This is a genomic window from Saccharopolyspora shandongensis, from assembly GCF_900106995.1.
GTDB classification, from domain to species: Bacteria; Actinomycetota; Actinomycetes; order Mycobacteriales; family Pseudonocardiaceae; genus Saccharopolyspora; species Saccharopolyspora shandongensis.
The window spans coordinates 1-20,911 of record NZ_FNOK01000081.1 but is presented as its reverse complement, the minus strand read 5'-3'; the positions used below and the strand labels follow the sequence as shown (position 1 = coordinate 20,911).

Here is a 20,911-nt window from a genome sequence, read left to right as displayed (position 1 = left end):
GCCGGGGCGCGGTGTCCCACCAAGCGAGCTCATCCGGTGAGCGCGATACCTGCCGCCACGGCGACGGCCGGGAGCACCAGTAGCGCCGCCAGGCGCACAGCGAAGTGCGGTCCGCCCGCTGCGGCGGCGAGGACGAGCTTGATCAGTGTGTTGCTCAGCAGCGCAGCTCCGACGCCCAGGACAGCGACGCTGGTGGGGATGACGGTGCCCGCCAGGGTGGCGGTTGCGACAGCGGTGGTGTGGGTGTCGGCGAGGCCGCCGATGAAGGCGGCGACGAGCACGCCCCGCCCGCCAAATAGATCGGCGGCTGCGCGCGTAGCCAGCAGGAGCAGGACCAGCAGGAGTGTCAAGGAGAGTGTGATCCGCAAGGACAGCGGTCGCTGGGATCCGGGCGTCTCGCGAGGCTCCGCGGCGGTGGTCTCGTCCTGGCCTGGTTCGGCGGTGTGGGGTTCGGCTCGGCTCGACCGCCAGGTGAGCCAGCTTGCCTCGGCCAGCAGCATGAGCACACCGGCGATCGCTGCGGGCAGCAGTCGGACGGCGACCGGTGGACTGGCGACGGCGGTGACGGCGATCAGTTGGACGAGTGTCGCCACACTTGCGGCAAGCACGGCGGGCAGCACGGCTGTCTGGACTCCCTGGACGGATCGGCGGGCGAGGACCACGGTGGTCGCGGAGGCGGACACGAAGCCGCCGAGGAATCCAACGACGAGCAATCCTTGGCGTTCGCCGAGTGCGCGGGCGGCCACGTATCCGGCCCAGCCGATGACGGTGATCGCGATGACCAGCAGCCAGATCCGGGACGGGTTGAGCACTCCGTAGGGGCCGAGCGGTTGGTCGGGGAGTAGGGGATAGATCACGAAGGCCACGATGAACAACCGGATGGCGTCGGCGATGTCCTCGTCGGTGACCAGCCTGGTGGCGAAGCGGTGCAGTGGCCGTTTCGCGGCCAGCAGCGTCACTATTGCGACGGCGACCGGTACCGCCCAGGTCGGTTGGGTCCAGGCCAGCGCGCCGAGAAGGAGGGTGGCGATCGCGGCCACCTCCGTGGTGGCCCCGACGTCGGTTTCGGCGGAGGCGTGAGCGGTAAGCACGTACCAGGCGATGACCAGCACGCTCGCGGCGCTGACCGTGACGATTAGCACGGCCGGGCCCAGTGCCGCGGCGATCGCGCCTGCCACGCCCAGCAGCGAGAAGGTCCGGGATCCGGCGGGACGGAACTTCTCGCCGGCGATGCTGTGCTCCCGTTCCAGCCCCAGCAGCAATCCGATCGCCAGGGCGGTGGCGAAGTGAACAAGCGCGGTCGTCGTGTCCAATGGGCGAAGCTTCCTCGTCGCCGGTCGCTTCGGGGAGGTAGCGCTCCGTAGGTGCCAGAAGGCCGTTGAGGTGGGGAACGCCTGAACTGCCACCATCGATCGCATCGCAAAGACCTACCGCAGTGCCGCCACCGCACCACCTCACCCCGTCGCCGGCCGTTTCACCAGCCAGCATTCGCATCACGATTGCCCGCCGCATAGGGGCGTTGGTCGATGACTGCGGCATGGACGATTGCGGGCCGGTGTGCGATCTCGGGATCCGGCGGGTAGACCCGGCCTTGACTGTTGGGCTGGATTTCGGGGGAGTCATGAGCGAGCGCGAACCGCGGGTCGTTGTCGGGGTGGATGGCTCGCCGGGCTCGCGAGCGGCGTTGCGGTGGGCGCTGCGCTACGCGGAGCAGTGCGGTGGTCGGGTCACCGCGTTGATGGCGTGGTCCGCTCCGGTGCTCGGTGAGGCCATGCCAATGCCGCCGATGGGTTCGGATGACGAGACGAGGGCACGTGCGGAATGGGAGCTTCGGAAGGCCGTTGACGAAACCACGGCTCTGCTGGTGACTTCGGCGCCCGTTGACCGCGACGTGGTTCGCGGCCATGCCGCACGAGCCTTGCTGGATCGAGCTCGCGGTGCGGACCTCCTGGTGGTGGGAAGTCGCGGGCATGGTGGATTCGTCGGGGCGCTCCTGGGATCGGTGAGCATGCACTGCGTGAGCCATGCGCACTGCCCGGTGGTTGTTGTTCGCCCTGACGATGGATGACCAGAGCTCGTGGGCGCGTTGCGTTGGGGGTGGCTACCACGCCGCTGCGAGCCCTAGCGGCGGTTCACGAAGCAGCTCGGATCGAATGCGGCGAGCCAGGGACGCCTGTGATGACCGGACGAGGTGTCGTCATCGCGGGCCCTCCCGTTTTCAGTCCGCGTGGTCGTCGAGAAGGTCGTGGAGCAGTTCGTGGACCTGGCGTCGGCCCGTCGGTGATGGTCCACGCGCGGTGGTGGGCCAGCCGATCCGGAGTGCGAGCTGCGGATAGCCCGCGTCGGCCAGCACTTCGTGGCGGATCGCGTTGCGGGTTTGTTCGATTTCGAAGGCTTCGCTGAGCGGACTGCCGGCCAGGCCTTCCAACTCCGCAGTGCACAGAACAGCGCTTATGGCTTCGCCCGCGATCAGGTGCGCCACCGTGTCATCCGCTGACGTGCTGACCATGAGGATGCATCCGGCGTTCTGCGCGGATCCGGTTTCTTCGTGCGCTATCGCAACGCGCCCGAAGTCGCGCAATACGATGTCGCCGTACTGCGCGCCAGGTCGTGGCGCTGCAGCCGCTGACACGCCCGCGGCCATCCCTTCACTCAATCCGGTCCACGCGGCGAGTTCGGCTCGGTAGTCTTCCCGAGCGCCGTGCAACGCTGCCGCTTTCGCAAAAGCCCGAGCCAAGGCGTACCGGTCATCGCCTTCAGCCACCATGACCTTCGCGCCGACCTCTTCACCGGCCAGAACGAGATCATCGAGAATGCGGCCGGGAACCGCATCCGGGGCGTACTGGCGACGATCGGTTCGCCTCCTCCCGGCTGCGCCGGCGAGAGCCAACTCGGCCTGAGAGGGATCCGCGGAACCAACGACGTCGATCGCCGCCAGTCGATCCGGCGCGGCAGGATCGGGCCACAGGTGGACCCGAACCTGCCGACCAAGGGCATGCAGAGCGACAACCGCGTGATGCAACGCAGCCCCGCAGCTGATCGTCAACTCCCGGAAGGCGGGGTCTGTGACCGTTAGCCCACGGGATCTGTCGAGCAGCAGGTGCAACGAGTTCGCCCCGGCCTGCCATTGCCACGGCTGAACGTTGAACAGCGATGGCGCGCGTGTAGCAAGCGCGACGGCTGCCTCCAGCACGTCGCGATCGACGCCCTCATACATCGAACACATCCACGGCCGCCGGGACTGCTTGCCGTGACGGTTACTTCCCGACGCGTGCGACGGGAACTTCCTTGCGCGCTTCGATCTCCCGTCGTGGCATGTGGATGGTCAGGATTCCTGCTTCGTATTCGGCCTTGATGTCGTCCGTGTTGCAGCTGGTCGGCAGCAGCAGGGTGCGGCTGAAGGTGCCGTAGTGGAACTCACTGTGCCGGTCGGTGCGCTCTTCGTGCTTGCGTTCGGCGTTGATCTTGAGCTGGTTGCCTTCGACGTTGATGTGGATGTCCTTCTCCGGGTCCACACCGGGCAGTTCGCAGCGGACCACGAACTCGCCCTTGTCGGCATAGGTCTCCACCCGCATCGCGTGCCGCTCGCCGAAGGGCCACTCGGTTTCGAACATCTGGAAGATGTCGGGCAAGCTCATTCCCGGCCTCGGCAACAAGCTGGTCATGATTTCCTCCAAGCGGACCGATCTGCGGTGTCTTCACTGTCGACGCAAGCGCGGTCGGGGGCTAGGGCCGGTCGACCTCGTTATCAGCGGACAGGAACGTGGTACTCACGCGGCAACGAATTGGAAACCGGTGACCTTGTCCGCGATGCGCCAGCATTGGCCGTGGGGGTGGGCGTGATGGCTGGAAGGGCAGTTCCGTCGCAGGAGACGGTCCGTTCGGCGCTGGCGTTGGCGTGCCGGGCGCCGTCGGTGCACAACAGCCAGCCGTGGCGGTGGAAGGTAGCAGAGCACTCGGTGCACCTCTACCTCGACAGCTCTCGGCTGCTACCGGTCCTCGACCCGACCGGGCGCGAGATGGTGATCAGCTGCGGAGCGACGCTGAACCACGTGCGCATCGCGTTCGCCGCCGAAGGATGGCAGCCCCGGGTGCACCGGCTGCCGAATCCTGCGCAACCGGATCACCTGGCGTCGATCGAGTTCACCAGCGTGGACGAGGTCGACGAGCACGTGGTGACGCTGGCTGCTGCGGCGGCGAACCGGCGCAGCGACCGGAGACCGTTCCTGCAAGATCCGGTTCCGGATGAGGTCCTCGTGCCCTTGCGCGAGGTCGCGCGGTTGGAGGGCTGCACGCTCACCTTCGCCTTGGACGACAGGGCACGTCGGGAGTTGGAACTGGCGATCGAACACGCGGGCTCGGTGGAACGTCAGCGACCTGAGTACCGGCAGGAGCTCGCTGCCTGGACGGGTCGGCATGCGTCCGCTGAGGGGGTGCCGGCCCGCAGCATTCCGGCCGAACACCTGCGCGGCATGCCCGAGCGGGACTTCGCCTTGGCTGCGGAGGGGGAGTTGCCTGTGCCGATTCTGGACGATGGGGCGGTGCTGGCGGTCCTGGCGACCCGTGGTGACAGCTACGAGAGCTGGCTGGCCGCCGGAGAGGCGTTGAGCGCGGTGCTGTTGAGCGCGACGGAGCAAGGGCTGGCGACCTGCCCGCTGAGTCAGATCGGCGAGGTCGCAGAGTCCCGCAACCAGGTGCGGGAACAGGTCCTCGGCGGAACCGGGTTTCCACAGCTGGCAATCCGGATCGGATGGCCGGTCACGCACGAGTTCCCCGGGCCGCTGACTTCACGCCGCGCGCTGTCGGAAGTCGTCGAGCAACTGTTCCCGTCGGAGTGAGTGCGGCTCAGAGCCGGGTCCGTGCCGCCTCGAGGAGAATCTTGCGCTCGGCGACATCGACCGTGTGCCGGACCGCTGACACGGCGTCGGGGTTGACCGAAATGGACGTGATGCCCAGCCGGACGAGGTGTTCGGCGAAGTCCGGGTTGTTCGATGGTGCCTGTCCGCACAGTGAAGAGGTGATCCCGGCGCGCCGTGCGGCGCCGATGATCTGCCCGATCGCGGCGAGCACCGACGTGTCGGATTCGTCGAACAGCGGTGCGCACAGCTCGGAATCGCGGTCGACGCCGAGGACCAGCTGGGTGAGGTCGTTGCTGCCGATGGACACGCCGTCGATGCCGAGCCGGGCGTATTCGGGTAGCCAGTGCAGGATTGAAGGCACCTCGGCCATCACCCAGCGGTGCAGCCCGCGCGCTGCGCCGAGCCGGCTGCGGTCGACCTCGGCGAGGCACTGTTCCAGTTCCCAGCGGGTGCGCACGAACGGGATCATCAGGTGCAGGTTCGGGGTCCGCTCGCGGACGCGGGCGAGCGCCTCGAGTTCCATGCGGAACAACGACGGATCTCGGACGTAGCGGTAGCAGCCCCGGTAACCGATCATCGGGTTGTCCTCGACCGGCTCGTAGTCATCGCCTCCGGTGAGGTGCCGGAACTCGTTGCTGCGGAAGTCCGCGGTTCGGTAGACAACCGGCCGTGGCGCGAACGCCGCGGTGATGGTGGACAGCGCGGAAACCATCGCGGTGATGGCGGGTTCCTGCCCGCCGCGGGCGAGGATGCGGCCGGGGTGCTCGCCGCCGAGCGCCTCAGTGAGCAGGAATTCCGCCCGGAGCAGGCCCACCCCGTCGACCGGGAGCTCCGCGACCTGTTCGGCTTGGTCGGGCATGGCCAGGTTGACGTAGATCCGCGTGGCCAGGGACTGGCTCGGGGCCGGTTCCGATGGTTGTTCAGCGCGGGCGGGCTCGCGAACCGCGCTGATGCCGCCTTCGACCACGGTGCCGTTCGCCCCGTCAACGGTCACCGTCACGCCGTCGCGCAGCGTGGTGGTGGCGGTGCGCGTGCCTACCACGCAGGGCAGCCCGAGTTCGCGGGCGACGATGGCGGCGTGGCAGGTCATGCCGCCGCTGTTGGTGACCAGCGCAGCGGCCTTGCGGATCGCTGGCAGCCAGTCCGGCGCGGTCATCGGCGCCACCAGCACCTCGCCGGGCCGGAGTGCCCCGGATTCGGCAGGCGACTGGATGACCCGCACCGCACCGGAGGCGGTGCCGAACGACGCCCCGAGCCCGGAGACCAGAACGGCACTCGTTGGCATGCGGCGCTCGAGGGTGGTGATCGGTCGGGACTGCACCACCCACAACGTGCCGTCGGCGATGGCCCATTCCACGTCCTGCGGGCTGCCGTAGTGCTCTTCGACCTGGACCAGCAGCCGGGACAACTCGCGCAAATCGGTGTCGGTGAGCACCCGTTGGTCGGTCTCGGCGGCCGCCAGATCGACGCGGGTCTGCCGGCCGGACGCATCGCGGACCACCTTGTGGTCCTTGCGGCCGATGTTGAGCTGGGTGAGTCGGGAGTCGGCTTTGCGGATGGTGTAGGTGTCGGGTTCCACGGTGCCCCCGACAACGGATTCGCCGAGCCCGAAGCCGGCCTCCACCAGCATCTCTTCCCGCGATCCAGTGGCCGGGTTCGCAGTGAAGGCGACACCAGAGCGTTCTGCGTCCACCATCTGCTGCACGATCACGGCCATCGCCGGGGCCTCCCGCACCTCCTGAGCGACCCGGTAGGCGACAGCCCGCGGGCTGAACAGCGAGGCCCAGCAGTCCACCACGCGCGCGGAGAGCTCGCCGGACCCGGTGACGTTGGTGAAGCTCTCGTTGACCCCGGCGAAGGAGATGCCCGGCGCGTCCTCGGCGGTGGCCGAGGACCGCACCGCCACCCGCAGACCGTGATCGAGTTCGGCGTAGGCCTTGTCCAGCTCCCCGCGTACCCCGGCAGACATACCCGCCTGGTGCACCAGTTGCTGCAGTCGGGTGCACGCCGAAGTCAGCCCGGCCTGGTCGTCGACCAGCTCGGTGGACTCGGCCAACAGCCGGTTGAGCTCGGCCTCGACTCCGGCCTCCCGGAGCGAAGTGCGGTAGGCGTCCGCACCGATCACGAAACCCGGTGGGACCGGGAAACCGCCCCGCGTCAGCTCGCCCAGGTTCGCGCCCTTACCGCCGGCGAAGGGCACATCGGTCAGTCCCAGCTGGGAAAACCAACGGATGGAAGGCATCGATCTCACCGAGACGCTTCGGGGACATCGGGCTTGAGGTGGTGAGGCAGGGCTTTCGACGTGTGCGTGTCGGGGCCAGGGAAGAACAGGCTGGTGTGCCCGTCTTCGAGCCAGTGGACCAGATAGGGCGGCCCGCCGTCCGGTCCGTGAACCTCCAGGATCTGTCCCTTGCGGCGGTGGTCGTCGAGGTGGGTGCCTTCGACCACCAGCCAGTCACCCACGTCCGCACGCATGATCGGCTCGCTCCCACCTTCCCCGGAGGGACTCCGGCAGCGCCAGGTAACCGCACGGGCCCGGCCAGGATCCAGGGCCGTTCGACCCTGCATTGACGCCCGGTATGCGCGACAGTCGGAAGCGACTCGCAGCCCAGAACCCTCGGCGGAAGATCGTCAACATGAGCACCTCTCACGCCAGGGCCGGTACGTCCCCAGCCCGCTTCGTCCACCAGGACAGCGTCGGGATCGTGCAGAGCCACTGCGCGGTGGTGGTGTTCATCGGCGATCACGCCTACAAGGTCAAGAAACCCGTCGATTTCGGCTTCCTCGACTTCCGCACCGTGACCGCCAGAGAGCGCGCGTGCCGACGCGAGCTGGAACTCAACCGCCGGCTCGCCCCCGACGTCTACCTCGACGTGGCCCAGGTGCTCGACGGCAACAGCGAGCCATGCGACTGGATCGTGGTGATGCGCCGCATGCCCTCGTCGCTTCGGCTGTCGAAGCTGGTGGCGCAGCGGGCGGACGTTAGAGCCGATCTGAAGCAGCTGGCGCGGCTGCTCGCCTCCTTCCACAGCACCGCGCACCGCGGACCTGACATCGATGCAGCGGGCGAACCGGCTGCGTTGCGCAAGCGCTGGATCGACAACTTCGCCGGATCCGAGCCGTTCGTCGGCGACGTCCTCGATCGCGCCCAGTTCGACGAGGTCGTCGAACTGACCCTGCGCTACCTCGACGGCCGGACCCCGCTGTTGGAGGACCGGGTCCGGCGAGGGTGCATTGTGGACGGTCATGGTGATCTGCTGGCCGAGGACATCTTCTGCCTTCCGGATGGACCACGAGTGCTGGACTGCCTGGAATTCGACGACGCGCTGCGGTACGTCGACGCCCTCGACGACGTCGCGTTCCTGGCGATGGACCTCGAACGACTCGGCGACACCACACTCGGCCAGATCTTCCTGGACTGGTACCAGGAGTTCTCCGACGCCAGGGGTGTGCAGTCGCTGGCGCACCACTATCTGGCCTATCGGGCGTTCGTCCGCGCCAAGGTCGCGTGCCTGCGACACGCCCAGGGCGTCGCCGACGCCGCGGCGCAGGCTCGGCAGCTGACCGGCATGACGTTGCAACACCTGCGCGACGGCCAGGTCCGGCTGGTCCTCGTGGGCGGACTGCCGGGCACCGGCAAGTCGACCGTCGCCGGAGCACTGGCCGACCGGATGGGAGCGGTCCTGCTACGCACCGACCAGATTCGCCGGGAACTACCAGGCGCGGTCGGACTTGCCGCGCACGCCGGCTACGGCCGCGGCCTCTACGACAGCGGACACGTGCACGACACCTACCAGGAGATGCTGGACCGGGCGCGAACCGTGCTGGAGTTCGGTGAAAGCGTGGTCCTGGACGCCAGCTGGAGCAGCGCGGACGAACGCGAGTCGGCCAGAGCCGTCGCGCGCGAGACGTCCGTCGTGGTCACCGAACTCCAGTGCGTGGCCCCAGCGGAGATCGCCGAACCGCGCATCACCGCCCGAGCCGGCGACGCCTCCGACGCGACAGCGGAGATCGCTGCCGCGATGCGCTGGGATTTCGCCGAATGGCCCGAATCCACCCGCATCGACACCGCCGGCCGCGAAGGCACCGCGATCGCAACAGCCTGGACGGCTGTCGAAACGAGCTGAACGCCGGGGCCGCCCATGGCGAGCATTCTCTGGCATCCTGCAGGCGTGCCGAACGAGATCTCCGCAACTGGTGTACCACCCCGGTCGAGGAGGACCCGTTTCGCCACATCTGGTGGTTGGTAACCGCCGCGGCGACGCGGCCCGGTGGAAATCGCCGCCACGACGGGCCGGTGTCTCCGCTTCGTGGCCGGAGGCCATGCTCATTGACACCTCCGTCGCGTGGACACCGCGATCGCGTCGGCCTGGGCAGACTTCGAAACCAGCCGAGGGTCGTACCGGGACCACGGCGAATTGAGGCTGAATGGCCCGGGACTGGGCGTGCGATGACGCAGAATACTGGCGGGTAGGTCGAGCCGTTGTAGCCGGTGTGAGGAAACCATGATCGAGGTCGTGGGACGGTGGTGTGCTGGAGAATCGGATTGGCATTCGCTTCCTTCCTACGAAATCGTGCTCGAACGAACTGGAGTCGGGTGGCACGTGACGTACTTGGCGCACGGTGAACCGCACGCCCTCATCGGTTTCGACAGCGAATCCGAAGCGCGGGACAATGTCGACCACCTGATGTCCATCGGCTCGCACGCGGGGTTGCCCTGGCGTGAGATCGCTTGACCGCAACGGATCCGGCGGATGCGTTGACGGGAGCGCGGCGGTCGAGCACGGGAGTCGATGGCCTGCGAGACTCGATGCGCGAGGCAGTGGCGTTATCCCGAGGGGGCGGGAGATGACTTCATTCCCCACGGCTCTCGGCTTGTCCGCCGAGCAGACCGCGAACGTGGTGCGGTTGGCCGGTCTGGCGCCGTCGTTGCACAACAGCCAACCATGGCGCTTCCGCCTGATGCCGCACGCGATCGAATTGCATGGCGACCCGCAACGGCGGCTGCCTATCGCGGATCCCGATGACAGGGAATTGCGGTTGGCGTGCGGTGCGGCGTTGTTGAACCTCCGTCTGGCGCTTGAGCACACCGGGGTTCGTCCGGTGGTGGCCCTGTTGCCTCGGTTGGCCGGGCAAACCGCGTTGGCGGAGGTGCGCGGTGGCGGGCAGATGAAGCAGCTCTCAGAGGAACAGGACCTGTACCGAGCAATCCCCGAGCGGCACAGCAACAGGCGGCCGTTCCTGGAGACCCCGGTGCCGACCGAGCACCAGCACGCACTGGCTGTCGCGGTGCAGCGTGAGCAGTGCCGGCTGCACGTGATGGAGCGCCAGGAACTGGGGACGCTGGAGGGGCTGGTACATCGCGCGCACCGGGTGCAGATGGCGGACGTGCGATTCCGGGACGAGCTGGCGCGCTGGACGGGCCGTCCAAAAGACGCGTCCGAGGGAGTGCCGGCCGCCGCGGCGGGGCCGCTGCCGGAGCCTCAGGACCAGTGGGTCTTGCGGGATTTCTCCGGTGGTCAGTCTCGCGCCCGCGTTCCTGGCAAGGACTTCGAGTACGAACCGTTGCTGGTCGTGGTGTGCTCGCATCACGACAGTCGACTCGACGACCTGCACGCGGGACAGGCGATGCAGCGCATGCTGCTGGCCGCGACGGCACGAGGCTTGGCTTCATCGCTGTTGTCAGAGGTCGTGGAGGTCGCAGAAACGCGTGACGAGTTGCGGCGGTTCCTCGGCGGTGAGCCGTACCCGCAAGCCCTGGCGCGGATCGGCTACGGATCGCCAACCCGCGCGACACCGCGCCGCAATGTCAAAGACCTGTTGATCAGCGACTAGCAGCGCTACCCAACGGGCACCAGCGAATGGAGGAGCCGAAGCCATCGCCGTCAACCTGTGGCAGGCGCGGCCTCGATCGCGATGGTCGCCGGCTCCGAAGCCAACCGAGCTGGAGCAACACCAACTATGGCGCTGGAAGGGAGGCATGCGATGCGAACCAGGTGGGGACTGGCTGTGGTCGGGGTGCTGGTCAGCGCGCTGGCCGTGAGCGGCTGCGGGCAGCAACCGCCCGGCACTGGTGGCGCGCCCCCGACTACCGCCGCCCCGGCGTTCGATGACGCGGACGTCACCTTCGCCCAACAGATGATCCCGCATCACCAGGGGGCCATCCAGATGGCCCGCATCGCCCAGCAACGGTCCACGAGCCAGCAGGTCAGAGACCTCGCAGCCAGGATCGAGCAAGCGCAGGATCCGGAGATCCAGACCATGACGCGCTGGCTTCAGGACTGGGGCAAGCCGGTGCCCACCGCCGGTCCGGGGATGATGCAGCACCAGCCGGGCATGCCACCTCCCGAGGACATCTCGGGGATGATGATGGGGATGTCCGGCGCTCAGTTCGACCGCATGTTCCTGCAGATGATGATCGCCCACCACGAGGGCGCGGTCGACATGGCCAAGACCGAACAAGCCCGCGGCATCAATCCCGACGCTCGGCAGCTGGCTCGAAGCATCGAGACCAGCCAGATCGCGGAGATCGACCAGATGCGTCAGATGCTCGGCGGCTGAACACCGCTCTTGGCGGACGATTTCGCTACCGATGTCGTGGCCGAATCGACCCGGTACGGGTTCGTGCGACGACTGCGGGCTCCCCCTCGGTGCGGTGAGTGCCGACGATCTCGACGACCGGTTCGACGGCGACAGTCGCAGCCGTGGGAAGGGAGGCGGGGCGATGGCGGCGAAGCCGGTTGGAGTTGCCCCCCACGGACAGCGAACTCAACGCCATCGCCGCAGCGGCGAGGATGGGGCTCAGGCGCAGGCCGAGCAGCGGGTAGAGCGCGCCTGCGGCGATGGGGACGCCGACGGCGTTGTAGACGAGCGCGAAGAACAGGTTCTGGCGGATGTTGCGCATGGTGGCGCGCGACAGGCGGATGGCGGTGACGACTCCAGCGAGGGAGCCCGAGATGAGGGTGATGTCGGCGGCCTCGATGGCGACATCGGTACCGGTGCCGATCGCCAGGCCGACGTCGGCCTGGCGACGGCGGGCGCGTCGTTGATGCCGTCGCCGACCATGCCGACGCGACGACCTTCCGCCTGCAGACGGCGGACTTCGCCGGGCTTGTGCTCGGGCAGGACTTCGGCGAGCACGCGGCCGATACCGACCTGCCGAGCGATGGCGGCGGCGGTGCGGGCGTTGTCACCGGTGATCATGACGACGTCGATGCCGAGCCGGCGCAACGCCGTGATCGCGGCGACGGAATCGTCCTTGATGGTGTCGGCGACCGCCACGACACCAGCGGGTCGTCGATCTACGGCGGCCAGGATGGGGGTCTTGCCCTGGGCGGAGAACTCGGCGGCGATCGGGTAGGGCGCTGGCGTCGATGCCGGCGTCGGCGAGCACCTCGCGCGCAGATCCCGTGCTCGACGCTGCCCTGCGAACCGTGGAAAGGATCTCCCGGCCGCACCAACTTCTTGGCGACGCGCTCTGCGCTGTCGGTGATCTTCCCGCAACCGTGCAGCAGACGGTCGAGATCGCCTTTTCCGTGGTGCGCAACATGCGAGCGCCCGCGCCGGACTCTCCGCTGCACGCTCGCCCGTCTGCCGCACGGCGCGTGGCGCTGATCCCCCTCGAACAATGCGACATCCGCCGGATCCGCGCCCGCCACGGCGGCACGACCAACGACATCGCACTCACGGTCGTGACCGGTGCGCTCCGGCGGTGGCTGGACACCCGCGGCTATGCCCTTGAGGGGCTCACCGTGCGGGCCCTGGTCCCGGTCAGCCATCGATCACGCAGAAAGTCCCGAGGTCCCAACAACCAGCTTTCGGGCTACCTGTGCGATCTGCCGGTGGGGGAACCGGACCCCGTGACCCGGCTGCAGATCGTCCGGGCCGAGATGGACCGCAACAAGTGCTCTGGTCCGCTGCGCGGGCCCGGCGCCTTCCCAGCGCTCGCCGGTCGAATGCCGTCGATGGTGCAACTGCTCGCCGCCCCGCTGGTGGGCCAAGCCGTTGGTCTGCTGTTCGACACCGTGATCACCGACGTGCCCGTGCCCAACGTCGTGGTGCCGCTGGACGGTGCCCCGCTGCGCGAGCTCTATCCGCTCGCACCGCTGGCGCCCGGCCATGCCCTGTCCCTCGCCGTGACCGAGTACCGCGACATCGTCCACATCGGCGTGCAGGCAAACCGGCGCGCCGTCGGTGACCTGGAAAAACTCAGCGAAGCCCTACCGCACGCGGTCACTGAGCTCAACGACATCGACTCCTGAGGACGTTCGCGAAGCTGTTCGACTCGGACTCATTCGTGGTCGGCGAGGAAGGTGTCGACGGCTTCCTGGCCGTGTCGGATCAACTCCTGCACCGTTTCGGCGTTCGCGTCGAAGTCGGTGATCTCCACGTTCGAGGTGTCGATGGCGATCGTGCGCTTCCGCACCTCGGGGAGGTTCAGGTGGGTCTGGTCGTGTCCTACGAAGGCGGTGACGAGCACCTTCTTGAGCAGTTCGAAGGGCGGCGGCAGCGGCAATCCGAGCGTGGGGAAGACCTTGTCGATGCCGGCCGGTAGGTCGGGCAAGATGCGGACGCCGTAGGTGGGCCAGCGCCGCTCCTGGCCGTCCGTGCGGTCGAAGATCTCGACGGCGAAGTTCGACAGGACCGCGCCATCCACGATGACCGAAGTGTCTCCGGTGGTCCGGTCGGTGAGCCGCCGCGGCTGGAAGTACAGGGGGATGGACATCGACATCCGCACTGCGTCGGCCACGGACTGCTCGTCGGGATCGCGGTGGTAGAGGTGGTAGTCCCACGGCAGCCGCAGCAGCCGGCCGTGCGTGACATCGGTTGCCAGCACGACGAGTTTGTAGTGCTGATCGCTGTGCAGGTTGTCGTCGTCGCCGTCGGGTTCGCGACGGAGATCGCCGAACGTCACCACCCCGAGGGCGCGCAGCTCCCGGTCCAGCCAGTCCCGGACGTAGTCGCCCTCGTACGCGGCGCTGCGCGTGAGCAACCCGAGTCCCTCACTGATCAACGGCAGGTGTGGCGGCGTTCGATCGGGTACCCGGGACAGTTCGAGCCGCCCCAGAGCGGCGCGGATCTGCCTGGCGTCGGCGCCCGCGGCCGCCAGCGCGGCCACCATCGCCCCGACCGAGGTGCCGGCGATCCGCTGGAACGCGTACCCGCGCTCCAGCAGCCGGATGACGGCGCCCACCGTGCCGAACCCCTTGACCCCGCCACCCTCAAGCACAAGATCGACTTGCCGCATCCCGGTGCCCTCCCGCGTTGCCCGACGCTCAACGATGCTGCGATCAGGCAACGACCGCTGCCCACCGACCGCCCACCAACTACCTGAAGGGGTATCCGCTGACGAGCTCGAACGGCACCGGCACTGCGGGATCGGTGCGATGATGAGCGCGGTGGACGGCGAGCGGATTGCGCTGGTTCTGGCCGGCGGTGGCGCGCGTGGCGCTTACGAGGCGGGCGCGCTGTCCGTACTCGTGCCCGAGCTCGACCGTCGCGGCCAGCGACCATCCCTTTTCGTAGGAACGAGCGTGGGCGCGATGAATGCCGCCTACCTAGCCGCGGCCCACGAGCACAGCGCCGAGGAAGCCGCCGCGGGCTTGCTGGAGAACTGGCGCCATGTCGGCAGCGGACACATCATGCGCCCGCTGCACCAACACCTGCTTCTGGCCGCAATGCGCTATGTGGGCGAAACACTGTCCTTGCCGGGTTTCCAGTTCTCCAGCCTGCTGGATCCGGCTCCGCTCGAACAGCGCGTGCAGGAGTGGATCGACCTCTCATCGTTGCATCACCACATCACCCAGCGCAGCGTCGATGCTATGGCCGTCGTCGCCACCGCCGTACGCAGTGGCCGCACGGTCGTGTTCGTTGAGAGCGCGGTGCAGCCCGTGCTGCACCGCTCCCACATCCTCGACTACGTGCCCACGACAATCGATCACGTGCACCTGCGGGCCTCCGCCGCACTGCCCGTGCTGTTCCCACCAGTCCGCATCGAGTTCCCGGCCGAGGCGCACGGTTGGTACGTCGACGGTGGAACCCGGCTGAACACCCCCATCAAACCGGCGTTGGACCTCGGGGCCGATCGCATCGTGGTCGTCGGAACCGACGCGATCATTCCGTCATCGGATGAACCGGGTCGGCACGAGGGGAGCCCGCCGGACCTCGCCGATGGAGCACTGCACGTTCTCGAGGGCGCCCTCGTCGATCCGCTGGCCGAAGACATCATCACCCTCGGCAACATCAACCTCTTCTACAGCGACCCCGAAGGCGCAGCCGCAGCGCAGCAGTACCGCCGCGCCCGCGGCAAACCCCCGTACCGCCGAGTTCCCTACATCTTCATCGCCCCGGACCGGCGCGGCGCCATCGGAGAACACGCCCTGGAGGTCTTCCACTCCAGCAGCCGCAAACTCAACCTGCGCTCGGTCCGCCAACGCTTGTTCAGCCAGTTCCTCGGCGGCGACAGCCCCGCCCACGGCCAGCTCCTCAGCTACCTGTTCTTCGACGCTCAATACCTCGACGAACTCATAGCCATGGGCCAACACGACGCACAGCACTGGCTCACCCGCCCCACGAACAACGACCCCTGGCAGATCGGCCCGCTCCCCGAGCTGACGGGATGAGCTGCGGGGAACCGCTGCCGGACCGCAAGGCCACAACCGTCGAGGCCTGGCTGCGTGAACACTCTGATGTGCGGATGGTGCGCCGCGACGGGTCGGCGACCTACGCGGAGGGCTGCGGGGCGCGGCGGGCGAAAAGACCGTGATCGCCCACATCCGCTGCTGGCACACCGGGCCACCTCGCACGACAAGCACACGCGAGAAGCGCACCCGGCAACGCCACGCCGCAGTCCACGAACTGCCCGACCATGGAGTGGGACTACTGGAGTACATCCGAAACCTGCGACCGAGCCCAGCAGGGACCTGGCCAGGCATCGCGCCACCGCGAGCCCATCACCAGCTGGGGTTGCCTGGCGAGGTGCACCGACTTTCTCGGGAGTCCTTCGCCTCTAGCTCCAGACGCTGGTGTGTGGTCGGCTTTCCGTAGTAGTTGAAGGGAGACTCCCATGAGCTTGCAGGAGTTTTTGAGTGCGCCGGTGAGCTGCCGACCGGAGATTTCGCTGGCAGAAGCAGCCTCGCAGATGGATAGCCACGGCGTCGGGAGTCTCATCGTCGTCGATGACGCCAACAAGGTCGTCGGCATCGTCACTGATCGTGACATCGTGATCCGCGGTATCGCGAGGGAACTCGCGCCAAGCTCTCCTGTTCGTGAAGTGATGACGAGCGACGTTGCTTCCCTTTCTGAGGACGCAGATCTCTTCGACGCCGCGCAGCGGATGGCCTCCGCCGAATGCCGCCGAATGCCGGTCGTTGACACTGAGGGCATGCTCAAGGGCGTTGTGAGCTTGGACGATTTGATGGTGATCTTCTCGCGGCAGACCGGCAGCCTGGCGCAGGTCATCGCGGCAGAGCAGGTGGCTCATTGACTGGGCGGCGGCGAGCGGATGCCAAGTAACTCGGCGAGGCAACCGGGGTGATGAGCTCACCGAGGTCGAGGTCCATGATCGAGTGTCGTCCTCTGTACGTCGGTTGTCCGCGAAGAAGGAACGATCACCAAGATCGACGACGCTGGTGTGAGTGCGGGCCCCGTGCAGACATCCGTGCAGCGACGTCCCAGCCTGTCGGATCACCGTCTTACACACAAAGATCTGTGAGTGTGGGTGGTAGCGGCTCCGGCCTGGTCCGCTGCCAGGATCGGTGCCGGTGAATCTGCATGACTCAACAAAGATCTGGCCGTTGCGGCGTGCCTTGGTCTTGACCTGCCTGCCGTGTTCGCCGGCGCCGGCCCGGCCCTCCGGTTGGCTTGATCAGAAGCCTGTCCGCCCTCAAAACCGGTGAAGGATGGCTGTATCTCGCGACGCCGCAGCTGAGTCGTTCTTCGCCTCATTGAAAGACGAGATGTATCAGTTCGATGACGGGTCGTATCTGTCCGAGATCGTGGCCGGCCGCGACTATTACCGGCGCGCTGACCCGATCACGGTCCGGGTTGTGGAATACACCCTCGGCGCCGACGAGACCGTCTACCGATTGGCGACCACCGTCCTGGATCCCGCCGCGACCCCGGCGCGTGAGCTGGCGGCGTTGTATACCCAGCGGTGGGAGATCGAAACTGCTCTCGACGAACTGAAAACCCATCAAGGCGGGGCCGGCTTCGTCCTGCGTTCCCAACACCCTTCCGGTGTGGAGCAAGAGATCTACGGATTCCTGCTCACACACCACGCTCCGCGGTCGCTGATGCACGACACCGCCCTGGCCGCCGAGATCGATCCCGATCGGCTCTCCTTCCTTCGCACGCTGCGCCTCGTTCGCCGCCAGGTCACCGACCAGGCGGGTTTTTCCCCGACACGCCTGAAACGATCACTACAAGCAGCCCGCGACGAGATCCTGCGCCTGCCCTTGCCGAAAACCGCGTCCACGCAGGTCATGCTGCGTGCTGGTACTCGTGAAGGATGCCACCGAGCCGATCGTGTCGATGTATGTTGAGGGGATCGAGCTGTTCTGGATCGGTGACCGGCACGGGCAAGGGACGTTATGGGCGGGTGTTTGCGATGCCCTGGTGGGGCCGGTGGGAGTTGTAGAACTGTTCGAACTCGCGCAGGGCATGGAGAAGGTGCCGCTGGTTCCAGATCAGTGTGCGGTCTAGGAGTTCGCGGCGGCAGGTTTGCCCCACCTTTCCATGATTGAGTTCATTTCCGGCATCTGGACGCCGCTGAGCACGACCTCGATCCCGGTATCCGAGAGGACGGTATCGAACAGGGCGGGGAACTTCCCGTCCCGATCCCGGACCAGGAACCCGCCCGGCTACCAGCGTCCTCCAGATCCATCACGAGGTTCTTCGCGGCTTGCGCTACCCACGATGCGGTTGGGTGGGTGGTGGCGCCCAGGATCCGGATCCGGCGACTGGCGTGCTCGATCATCACCAGCACGTACATTCGCGCCCCGGATAAGGTGACCGTCTCGAAGAAGTCGCACGCCAGCAAGGCATGGGCCTGGGAGCGCAGGAAGTCCGCCCATGTGCTGGAGTTCCGTCCGGGTGCCGGGTCGACACCGGCGGCCTGCAAGATTTCCCCGATGGTGGAGGCGGCCACTTTCACTCCCGGGACGAGTAGTTCCCCCGTGGAGCCGGCGATATCCCCAGCTGGGGTTCTCCTTGCCCAGGCGCAGCACCAAAGCTCGGATGGAGCGGATGGTGCGCGGTCGTCCTGGGCGCTTCGGTTTGGAGATGGTCGCGTGACGGCGTGCGGACCAGGTCGCGGTGGTGAGCGCAGCACCGTGTCCGGACGCACCAGCAGCCGAAGCCGATGCAACACCTCCAGCGGCAGCCGGTGCAGCAGTGCGGCCAGGAACGCTCGATCGCTCGGAGTGAACCGCACCTTGTTCTTGCCGAGTTGGCGTTCCAGCACCGCAATCTGATGGCGCAGGGCCAGGATCTCCACGTTCGTGTCCCGGTCACTCATCGGTAGCAGGCGCAGCATGGCGAATGTGTTCGCCATGCCTAGGTACGCCAGTCTCAGCGGCACGGTCGACCATCATGCCGCGGCGATCACCAGTCAGGCGCGGGTCCCAGCACGAACAGTCGCGGACAACATCCGCGACACCCGGTATACCAGCTTTCACCTGCGCGGATGAGTTTTCGATCAGGGCAACGTTCCGTGGCAGCGGGTGCAGTAGTGCCGCTATGAAGGCTCGATCAGCTGGGGTGAACCGCACCCTCTCGTGACCGAGTTGATGCTTTAGCACCGTGATCTGATGGCGCAAGGCGAGGATCTCGATGTCCTTGTCTCGGTCGCTCATTGGCAGCAGGCGCAACATGGCGAACGCATTCGTTAGGCCCAGGTAGGCCAGTCGCAGCAGCACAGTCGATCACCATGCCGTGGTGCTCGACAACGGCGAAAGCGTCCGCTCGAGCGACTATGGTCGACCTACCCGGACACCGCCTCGGACCAGGGCGGATGAGGTTATCGGCAAGGGCAGGGCTGCCTGAGGTGCGGCAGCCCACCGCGGCCCGGCTACTTCCCGTTCTTCAACTCCAACTTCGCCAGTTGGGACTACGACAACCAGCAGGTCCAGGTGTTCGGCCCAGACCGGGCGGACCGCAACGCGCCGGGCGGTGATCCGCTGGGTGGTCTCTCGATGCCGTGCTGGCGATGTATCGCGGAACGACCTTCGAGGACACCATGCGCGTGCAGGCCCCCACCGCGCACACCCCGTTGATCGGCTACGACTGGCCGGACACCGGTGGCCGTGTCATGGGTGTTGGCGAGTTCGCCACCATCGCGGGAGTCCGTGCGCTCGTCATGAACCACCTCTACCCCGACGACGGCAGCGTGAGCGAGCGGGAGTTCGCGGCTGCGGCCGCCAACGATTTCGCCGGGCCGATCCACGTCAGCGACGATCTCGACGTCATCGATGTGTCCGCCATGCTCGAACCGACGACCCCGTGCACCGGTACCGCGCGAGGGTAGCTCGCCGCGTGATCGACGCCCGCCGCCGGGATCGAGCCTGCGGCGGGCGTTGCGTTCGGGGCGCGCATGATCCGCGAAAGCGCGGGTCGGCCCCCACCACTTGCTGCGAGGTGCCGAGCGACTCGACGTGGCACCGGCCGGCGACCGCGATGCAGGCGAAGTAGCCGAACCTGCCGGTCGCTCGTGACGACAAGAGCATCGAGGATTCATGAATGTTCTTTGCACCGGACGGGTTTTCGATTGCACCGGTGCTCTCCGTGACCACGCGAGCGTCCACCGGTGTGCACGTGCCTCGTGGGCCTCACGCGCAAGTTGATGTCATCGTCTGAGAGCGGCCGGTTCTGCGCCGCTGGCGAAATGACGGAGGGCAGCCGGTGGAGGTTTTCCGAAATTTCGTCCGCGTCGTCACGATCTGGCGGCGCTTGCCCTACCTGGACCCGGGCCTGCCGCTCGATGCCCTTACGGCGGAGTGGTAAGGCGTCGAGGCGGAGAAGCTGTTCGCGGCACTGCGGGAGCGGTTGGACGGCGCGGCGCGCGAGTACGTGAACGCCGTGCTGGAGACGCCAGCCGGCTGACCGTTTCGGCGTGGCCCCGGTGGCGCGATGCCCGGGGCCACGCCGATGACGGCATCGCGTCGTCAGCGACGGAGCGCGGCGACTCCCTCGATCTCGATCAACGCCTCCGGCTGCCACAACGCCGTCACCCCGACGCCCGTCATGGCGGGGTAGGTCTCGCCTGCCAGTTCGCGCCAGACCTGTCCGATTTCCTTGCCGCGGGCCTGGTACCCGGGGATGTCCAGCAGGTAGATGCGCACTGAGAGCAGGTCGGCCGGCTCTCCGCCGGCTGCCCGTAGCGAGGTCAGCATGTTCCCCAGCGCCTGCCGGAACTGGTCGACGATGTCGCCGTCGACGATCTTCCCCGTGGCGTCCATCGCGGTCTGGCCGGACACGTGAACCGTGTCGGCGAAGCCGACGGCGTGGGTGAAGCCCGAGGGGCGGGCCAGCTCGGGCGGGTTGACGTGCTGCACGGGGGTGCTCGCTGCCGGTGTCATGAATCTTCTCGTCTCCCGGGCTTTGCAGTTTGCCCGAAGTTGGTTAACGTGATTCCGTGACGATCGTAAAACAAACGACATATCCAGCCAAGTTCGAGCGGAGAAGCTGACCATGCGGCTCTCGACTCTTCGTCTGCCCAGTGGCACGACGGGTGACCGAACGACCGCGGCGGCGGTGCTGAGCCGGGAAGGCTGGATGGTGCTGCCGCACGCTGATGTGGGTGAACTGCTGCGGTCCCGGGATGGCCTCCAGCAAGCGCGCCAGGAGCTTGAGTGGCCCTCGCCCAGGGCCCAGGTGGTTCCCTTGGAGCAGTCCGACCACGCGCCCGTGGTCACCACTGCCCGGAAGATCGTGTGCTGCGGGCACAACTACCGCGCCCAGGACGTTGGTAGTTGGCGGTAGCAGATCAGGACGCATCCGAGTTGGAGGAGTCCGAGATGGATGTCGGCTCGTCGTTCGTAGCGGGTGCGGAGTCG

The 20,911-nt window shown here is 67.3% G+C and carries 22 protein-coding genes and 1 pseudogene; 13 read left to right on the top strand and 10 right to left on the bottom strand.

Annotated features, from left to right (window positions below; genetic code table 11):
• Positions 1-29 precede the first annotated feature (29 nt).
• Positions 30-1,313 carry an MgtC/SapB family protein gene (locus BLW84_RS42650; protein ID WP_093277954.1) on the bottom strand — a complete coding sequence of 428 codons (1,284 nt, stop codon included), beginning with the start codon at positions 1,311-1,313 and terminating at the stop codon, positions 30-32.
• A 308-nt stretch (positions 1,314-1,621) separates the two neighbouring features.
• On the opposite strand from BLW84_RS42650, the gene BLW84_RS42645 reads away from it, so the two are divergent.
• A complete protein-coding gene (locus tag BLW84_RS42645) occupies positions 1,622-2,068 on the top strand; it encodes a universal stress protein (protein WP_093277973.1) in 447 nt (148 codons plus the stop codon).
• 150 nt (positions 2,069-2,218) lie between these two features.
• On the opposite strand, the gene BLW84_RS42640 is transcribed toward BLW84_RS42645, so the two are convergent.
• Together BLW84_RS42640 and BLW84_RS42635 are read right to left on the bottom strand one after the other, a co-directional pair.
• Positions 2,219-3,217 carry an Acg family FMN-binding oxidoreductase gene (locus tag BLW84_RS42640; protein ID WP_093277952.1) on the bottom strand — a complete coding sequence of 333 codons (999 nt, stop codon included), beginning with the start codon at positions 3,215-3,217 and terminating at the stop codon, positions 2,219-2,221.
• Between the two features lie 40 nt (positions 3,218-3,257).
• Complete coding sequence (locus BLW84_RS42635; RefSeq protein ID WP_093277950.1) at positions 3,258-3,665, bottom strand: Hsp20/alpha crystallin family protein; 408 nt, start codon at positions 3,663-3,665, stop codon at positions 3,258-3,260.
• A 177-nt stretch (positions 3,666-3,842) separates the two neighbouring features.
• On the opposite strand from BLW84_RS42635, the gene BLW84_RS42630 reads away from it, so the two are divergent.
• Entirely contained in the window at positions 3,843-4,838 is a 996-nt protein-coding gene (locus BLW84_RS42630) for an Acg family FMN-binding oxidoreductase (RefSeq protein WP_093277972.1), read from the top strand.
• 7 nt (positions 4,839-4,845) lie between these two features.
• Here the strand turns inward: BLW84_RS42630 and ppsA are convergent, their stop codons facing one another.
• Both ppsA and BLW84_RS42620 read right to left on the bottom strand, forming a co-directional pair.
• Entirely contained in the window at positions 4,846-7,101 is a 2,256-nt protein-coding gene (ppsA, locus tag BLW84_RS42625) for a phosphoenolpyruvate synthase (RefSeq protein ID WP_093277971.1), read from the bottom strand.
• Positions 7,102-7,106: 5 nt separating this feature from the next.
• Complete coding sequence (locus BLW84_RS42620) at positions 7,107-7,334, bottom strand: DUF1918 domain-containing protein (protein WP_093277948.1); 228 nt, start codon at positions 7,332-7,334, stop codon at positions 7,107-7,109.
• Between the two features lie 161 nt (positions 7,335-7,495).
• Here BLW84_RS42620 and BLW84_RS42615 point away from each other — a divergent pair, with 161 nt between their 5' ends.
• From BLW84_RS42615 to BLW84_RS42605, 4 genes are all read left to right on the top strand, one after another.
• Positions 7,496-8,986 carry a bifunctional aminoglycoside phosphotransferase/ATP-binding protein gene (locus BLW84_RS42615; RefSeq protein WP_093277970.1) on the top strand — a complete coding sequence of 497 codons (1,491 nt, stop codon included), beginning with the start codon at positions 7,496-7,498 and terminating at the stop codon, positions 8,984-8,986.
• Between the two features lie 378 nt (positions 8,987-9,364).
• Positions 9,365-9,595, top strand: coding sequence for a hypothetical protein (locus tag BLW84_RS46965; protein WP_143061316.1), 231 nt, complete (start codon positions 9,365-9,367; stop codon positions 9,593-9,595).
• Positions 9,596-9,758: 163 nt separating this feature from the next.
• The gene (locus BLW84_RS42610; protein WP_425441829.1) at positions 9,759-10,694 is read left to right on the top strand and encodes an Acg family FMN-binding oxidoreductase; all 936 of its coding nucleotides are present in this window, start codon (positions 9,759-9,761) and stop codon (positions 10,692-10,694) included.
• 174 nt (positions 10,695-10,868) lie between these two features.
• A complete protein-coding gene (locus BLW84_RS42605; RefSeq protein ID WP_245761776.1) occupies positions 10,869-11,420 on the top strand; it encodes a DUF305 domain-containing protein in 552 nt (183 codons plus the stop codon).
• 240 nt (positions 11,421-11,660) lie between these two features.
• On the opposite strand, the gene BLW84_RS42600 is transcribed toward BLW84_RS42605, so the two are convergent.
• The gene (locus BLW84_RS42600; protein ID WP_281247494.1) at positions 11,661-12,362 is read right to left on the bottom strand and encodes an HAD-IC family P-type ATPase; all 702 of its coding nucleotides are present in this window, start codon (positions 12,360-12,362) and stop codon (positions 11,661-11,663) included.
• Between BLW84_RS42600 and BLW84_RS42595 the strand changes: the two genes are divergently transcribed.
• Positions 12,269-13,120, top strand: coding sequence for a WS/DGAT domain-containing protein (locus BLW84_RS42595; protein ID WP_245761775.1), 852 nt, complete (start codon positions 12,269-12,271; stop codon positions 13,118-13,120). The genes BLW84_RS42600 and BLW84_RS42595 overlap by 94 nt on opposite strands.
• Positions 13,121-13,149: 29 nt before the next feature.
• Here the strand turns inward: BLW84_RS42595 and BLW84_RS42590 are convergent, their stop codons facing one another.
• Complete coding sequence (locus tag BLW84_RS42590) at positions 13,150-14,106, bottom strand: patatin-like phospholipase family protein (RefSeq protein WP_093277944.1); 957 nt, start codon at positions 14,104-14,106, stop codon at positions 13,150-13,152.
• 139 nt (positions 14,107-14,245) lie between these two features.
• Between BLW84_RS42590 and BLW84_RS42585 the strand changes: the two genes are divergently transcribed.
• From BLW84_RS42585 to BLW84_RS49660, 4 genes and pseudogenes are all read left to right on the top strand, one after another.
• Positions 14,246-15,481: a patatin-like phospholipase family protein gene (locus BLW84_RS42585; RefSeq protein WP_177227004.1), complete on the top strand. Its 1,236-nt coding sequence runs from the start codon at positions 14,246-14,248 to the stop codon at positions 15,479-15,481.
• A gap of 443 nt (positions 15,482-15,924) precedes the next feature.
• Positions 15,925-16,344 (top strand): CBS domain-containing protein, encoded by a 420-nt coding sequence (locus tag BLW84_RS42580; protein WP_093277942.1) that lies wholly within the window; start codon positions 15,925-15,927, stop codon positions 16,342-16,344.
• A 487-nt stretch (positions 16,345-16,831) separates the two neighbouring features.
• Positions 16,832-17,260 (top strand): annotated as a pseudogene (locus tag BLW84_RS46960) (transposase); the annotation flags it as partial.
• A 100-nt stretch (positions 17,261-17,360) separates the two neighbouring features.
• Entirely contained in the window at positions 17,361-17,561 is a 201-nt protein-coding gene (locus tag BLW84_RS49660; protein ID WP_177227003.1) for a hypothetical protein, read from the top strand.
• Between the two features lie 43 nt (positions 17,562-17,604).
• On the opposite strand, the gene BLW84_RS49655 is transcribed toward BLW84_RS49660, so the two are convergent.
• Positions 17,605-18,411: a helix-turn-helix domain-containing protein gene (locus BLW84_RS49655; RefSeq protein WP_177227002.1), complete on the bottom strand. Its 807-nt coding sequence runs from the start codon at positions 18,409-18,411 to the stop codon at positions 17,605-17,607.
• Positions 18,368-18,775 carry a hypothetical protein gene (locus BLW84_RS49650; RefSeq protein WP_245761774.1) on the bottom strand — a complete coding sequence of 136 codons (408 nt, stop codon included), beginning with the start codon at positions 18,773-18,775 and terminating at the stop codon, positions 18,368-18,370. The genes BLW84_RS49655 and BLW84_RS49650 overlap by 44 nt, the downstream gene beginning before the upstream one ends.
• Before the next feature lie 290 nt (positions 18,776-19,065).
• On the opposite strand from BLW84_RS49650, the gene BLW84_RS42560 reads away from it, so the two are divergent.
• Both BLW84_RS42560 and BLW84_RS42555 read left to right on the top strand, forming a co-directional pair.
• Entirely contained in the window at positions 19,066-19,383 is a 318-nt protein-coding gene (locus BLW84_RS42560; protein WP_143061314.1) for a hypothetical protein, read from the top strand.
• A 341-nt stretch (positions 19,384-19,724) separates the two neighbouring features.
• Entirely contained in the window at positions 19,725-19,859 is a 135-nt protein-coding gene (locus tag BLW84_RS42555; RefSeq protein ID WP_093277936.1) for a PaaX family transcriptional regulator C-terminal domain-containing protein, read from the top strand.
• Positions 19,860-20,020: 161 nt separating this feature from the next.
• On the opposite strand, the gene BLW84_RS42550 is transcribed toward BLW84_RS42555, so the two are convergent.
• Complete coding sequence (locus tag BLW84_RS42550; protein ID WP_093277934.1) at positions 20,021-20,434, bottom strand: RidA family protein; 414 nt, start codon at positions 20,432-20,434, stop codon at positions 20,021-20,023.
• Between the last annotated feature and the right edge of the window lie 477 nt (positions 20,435-20,911).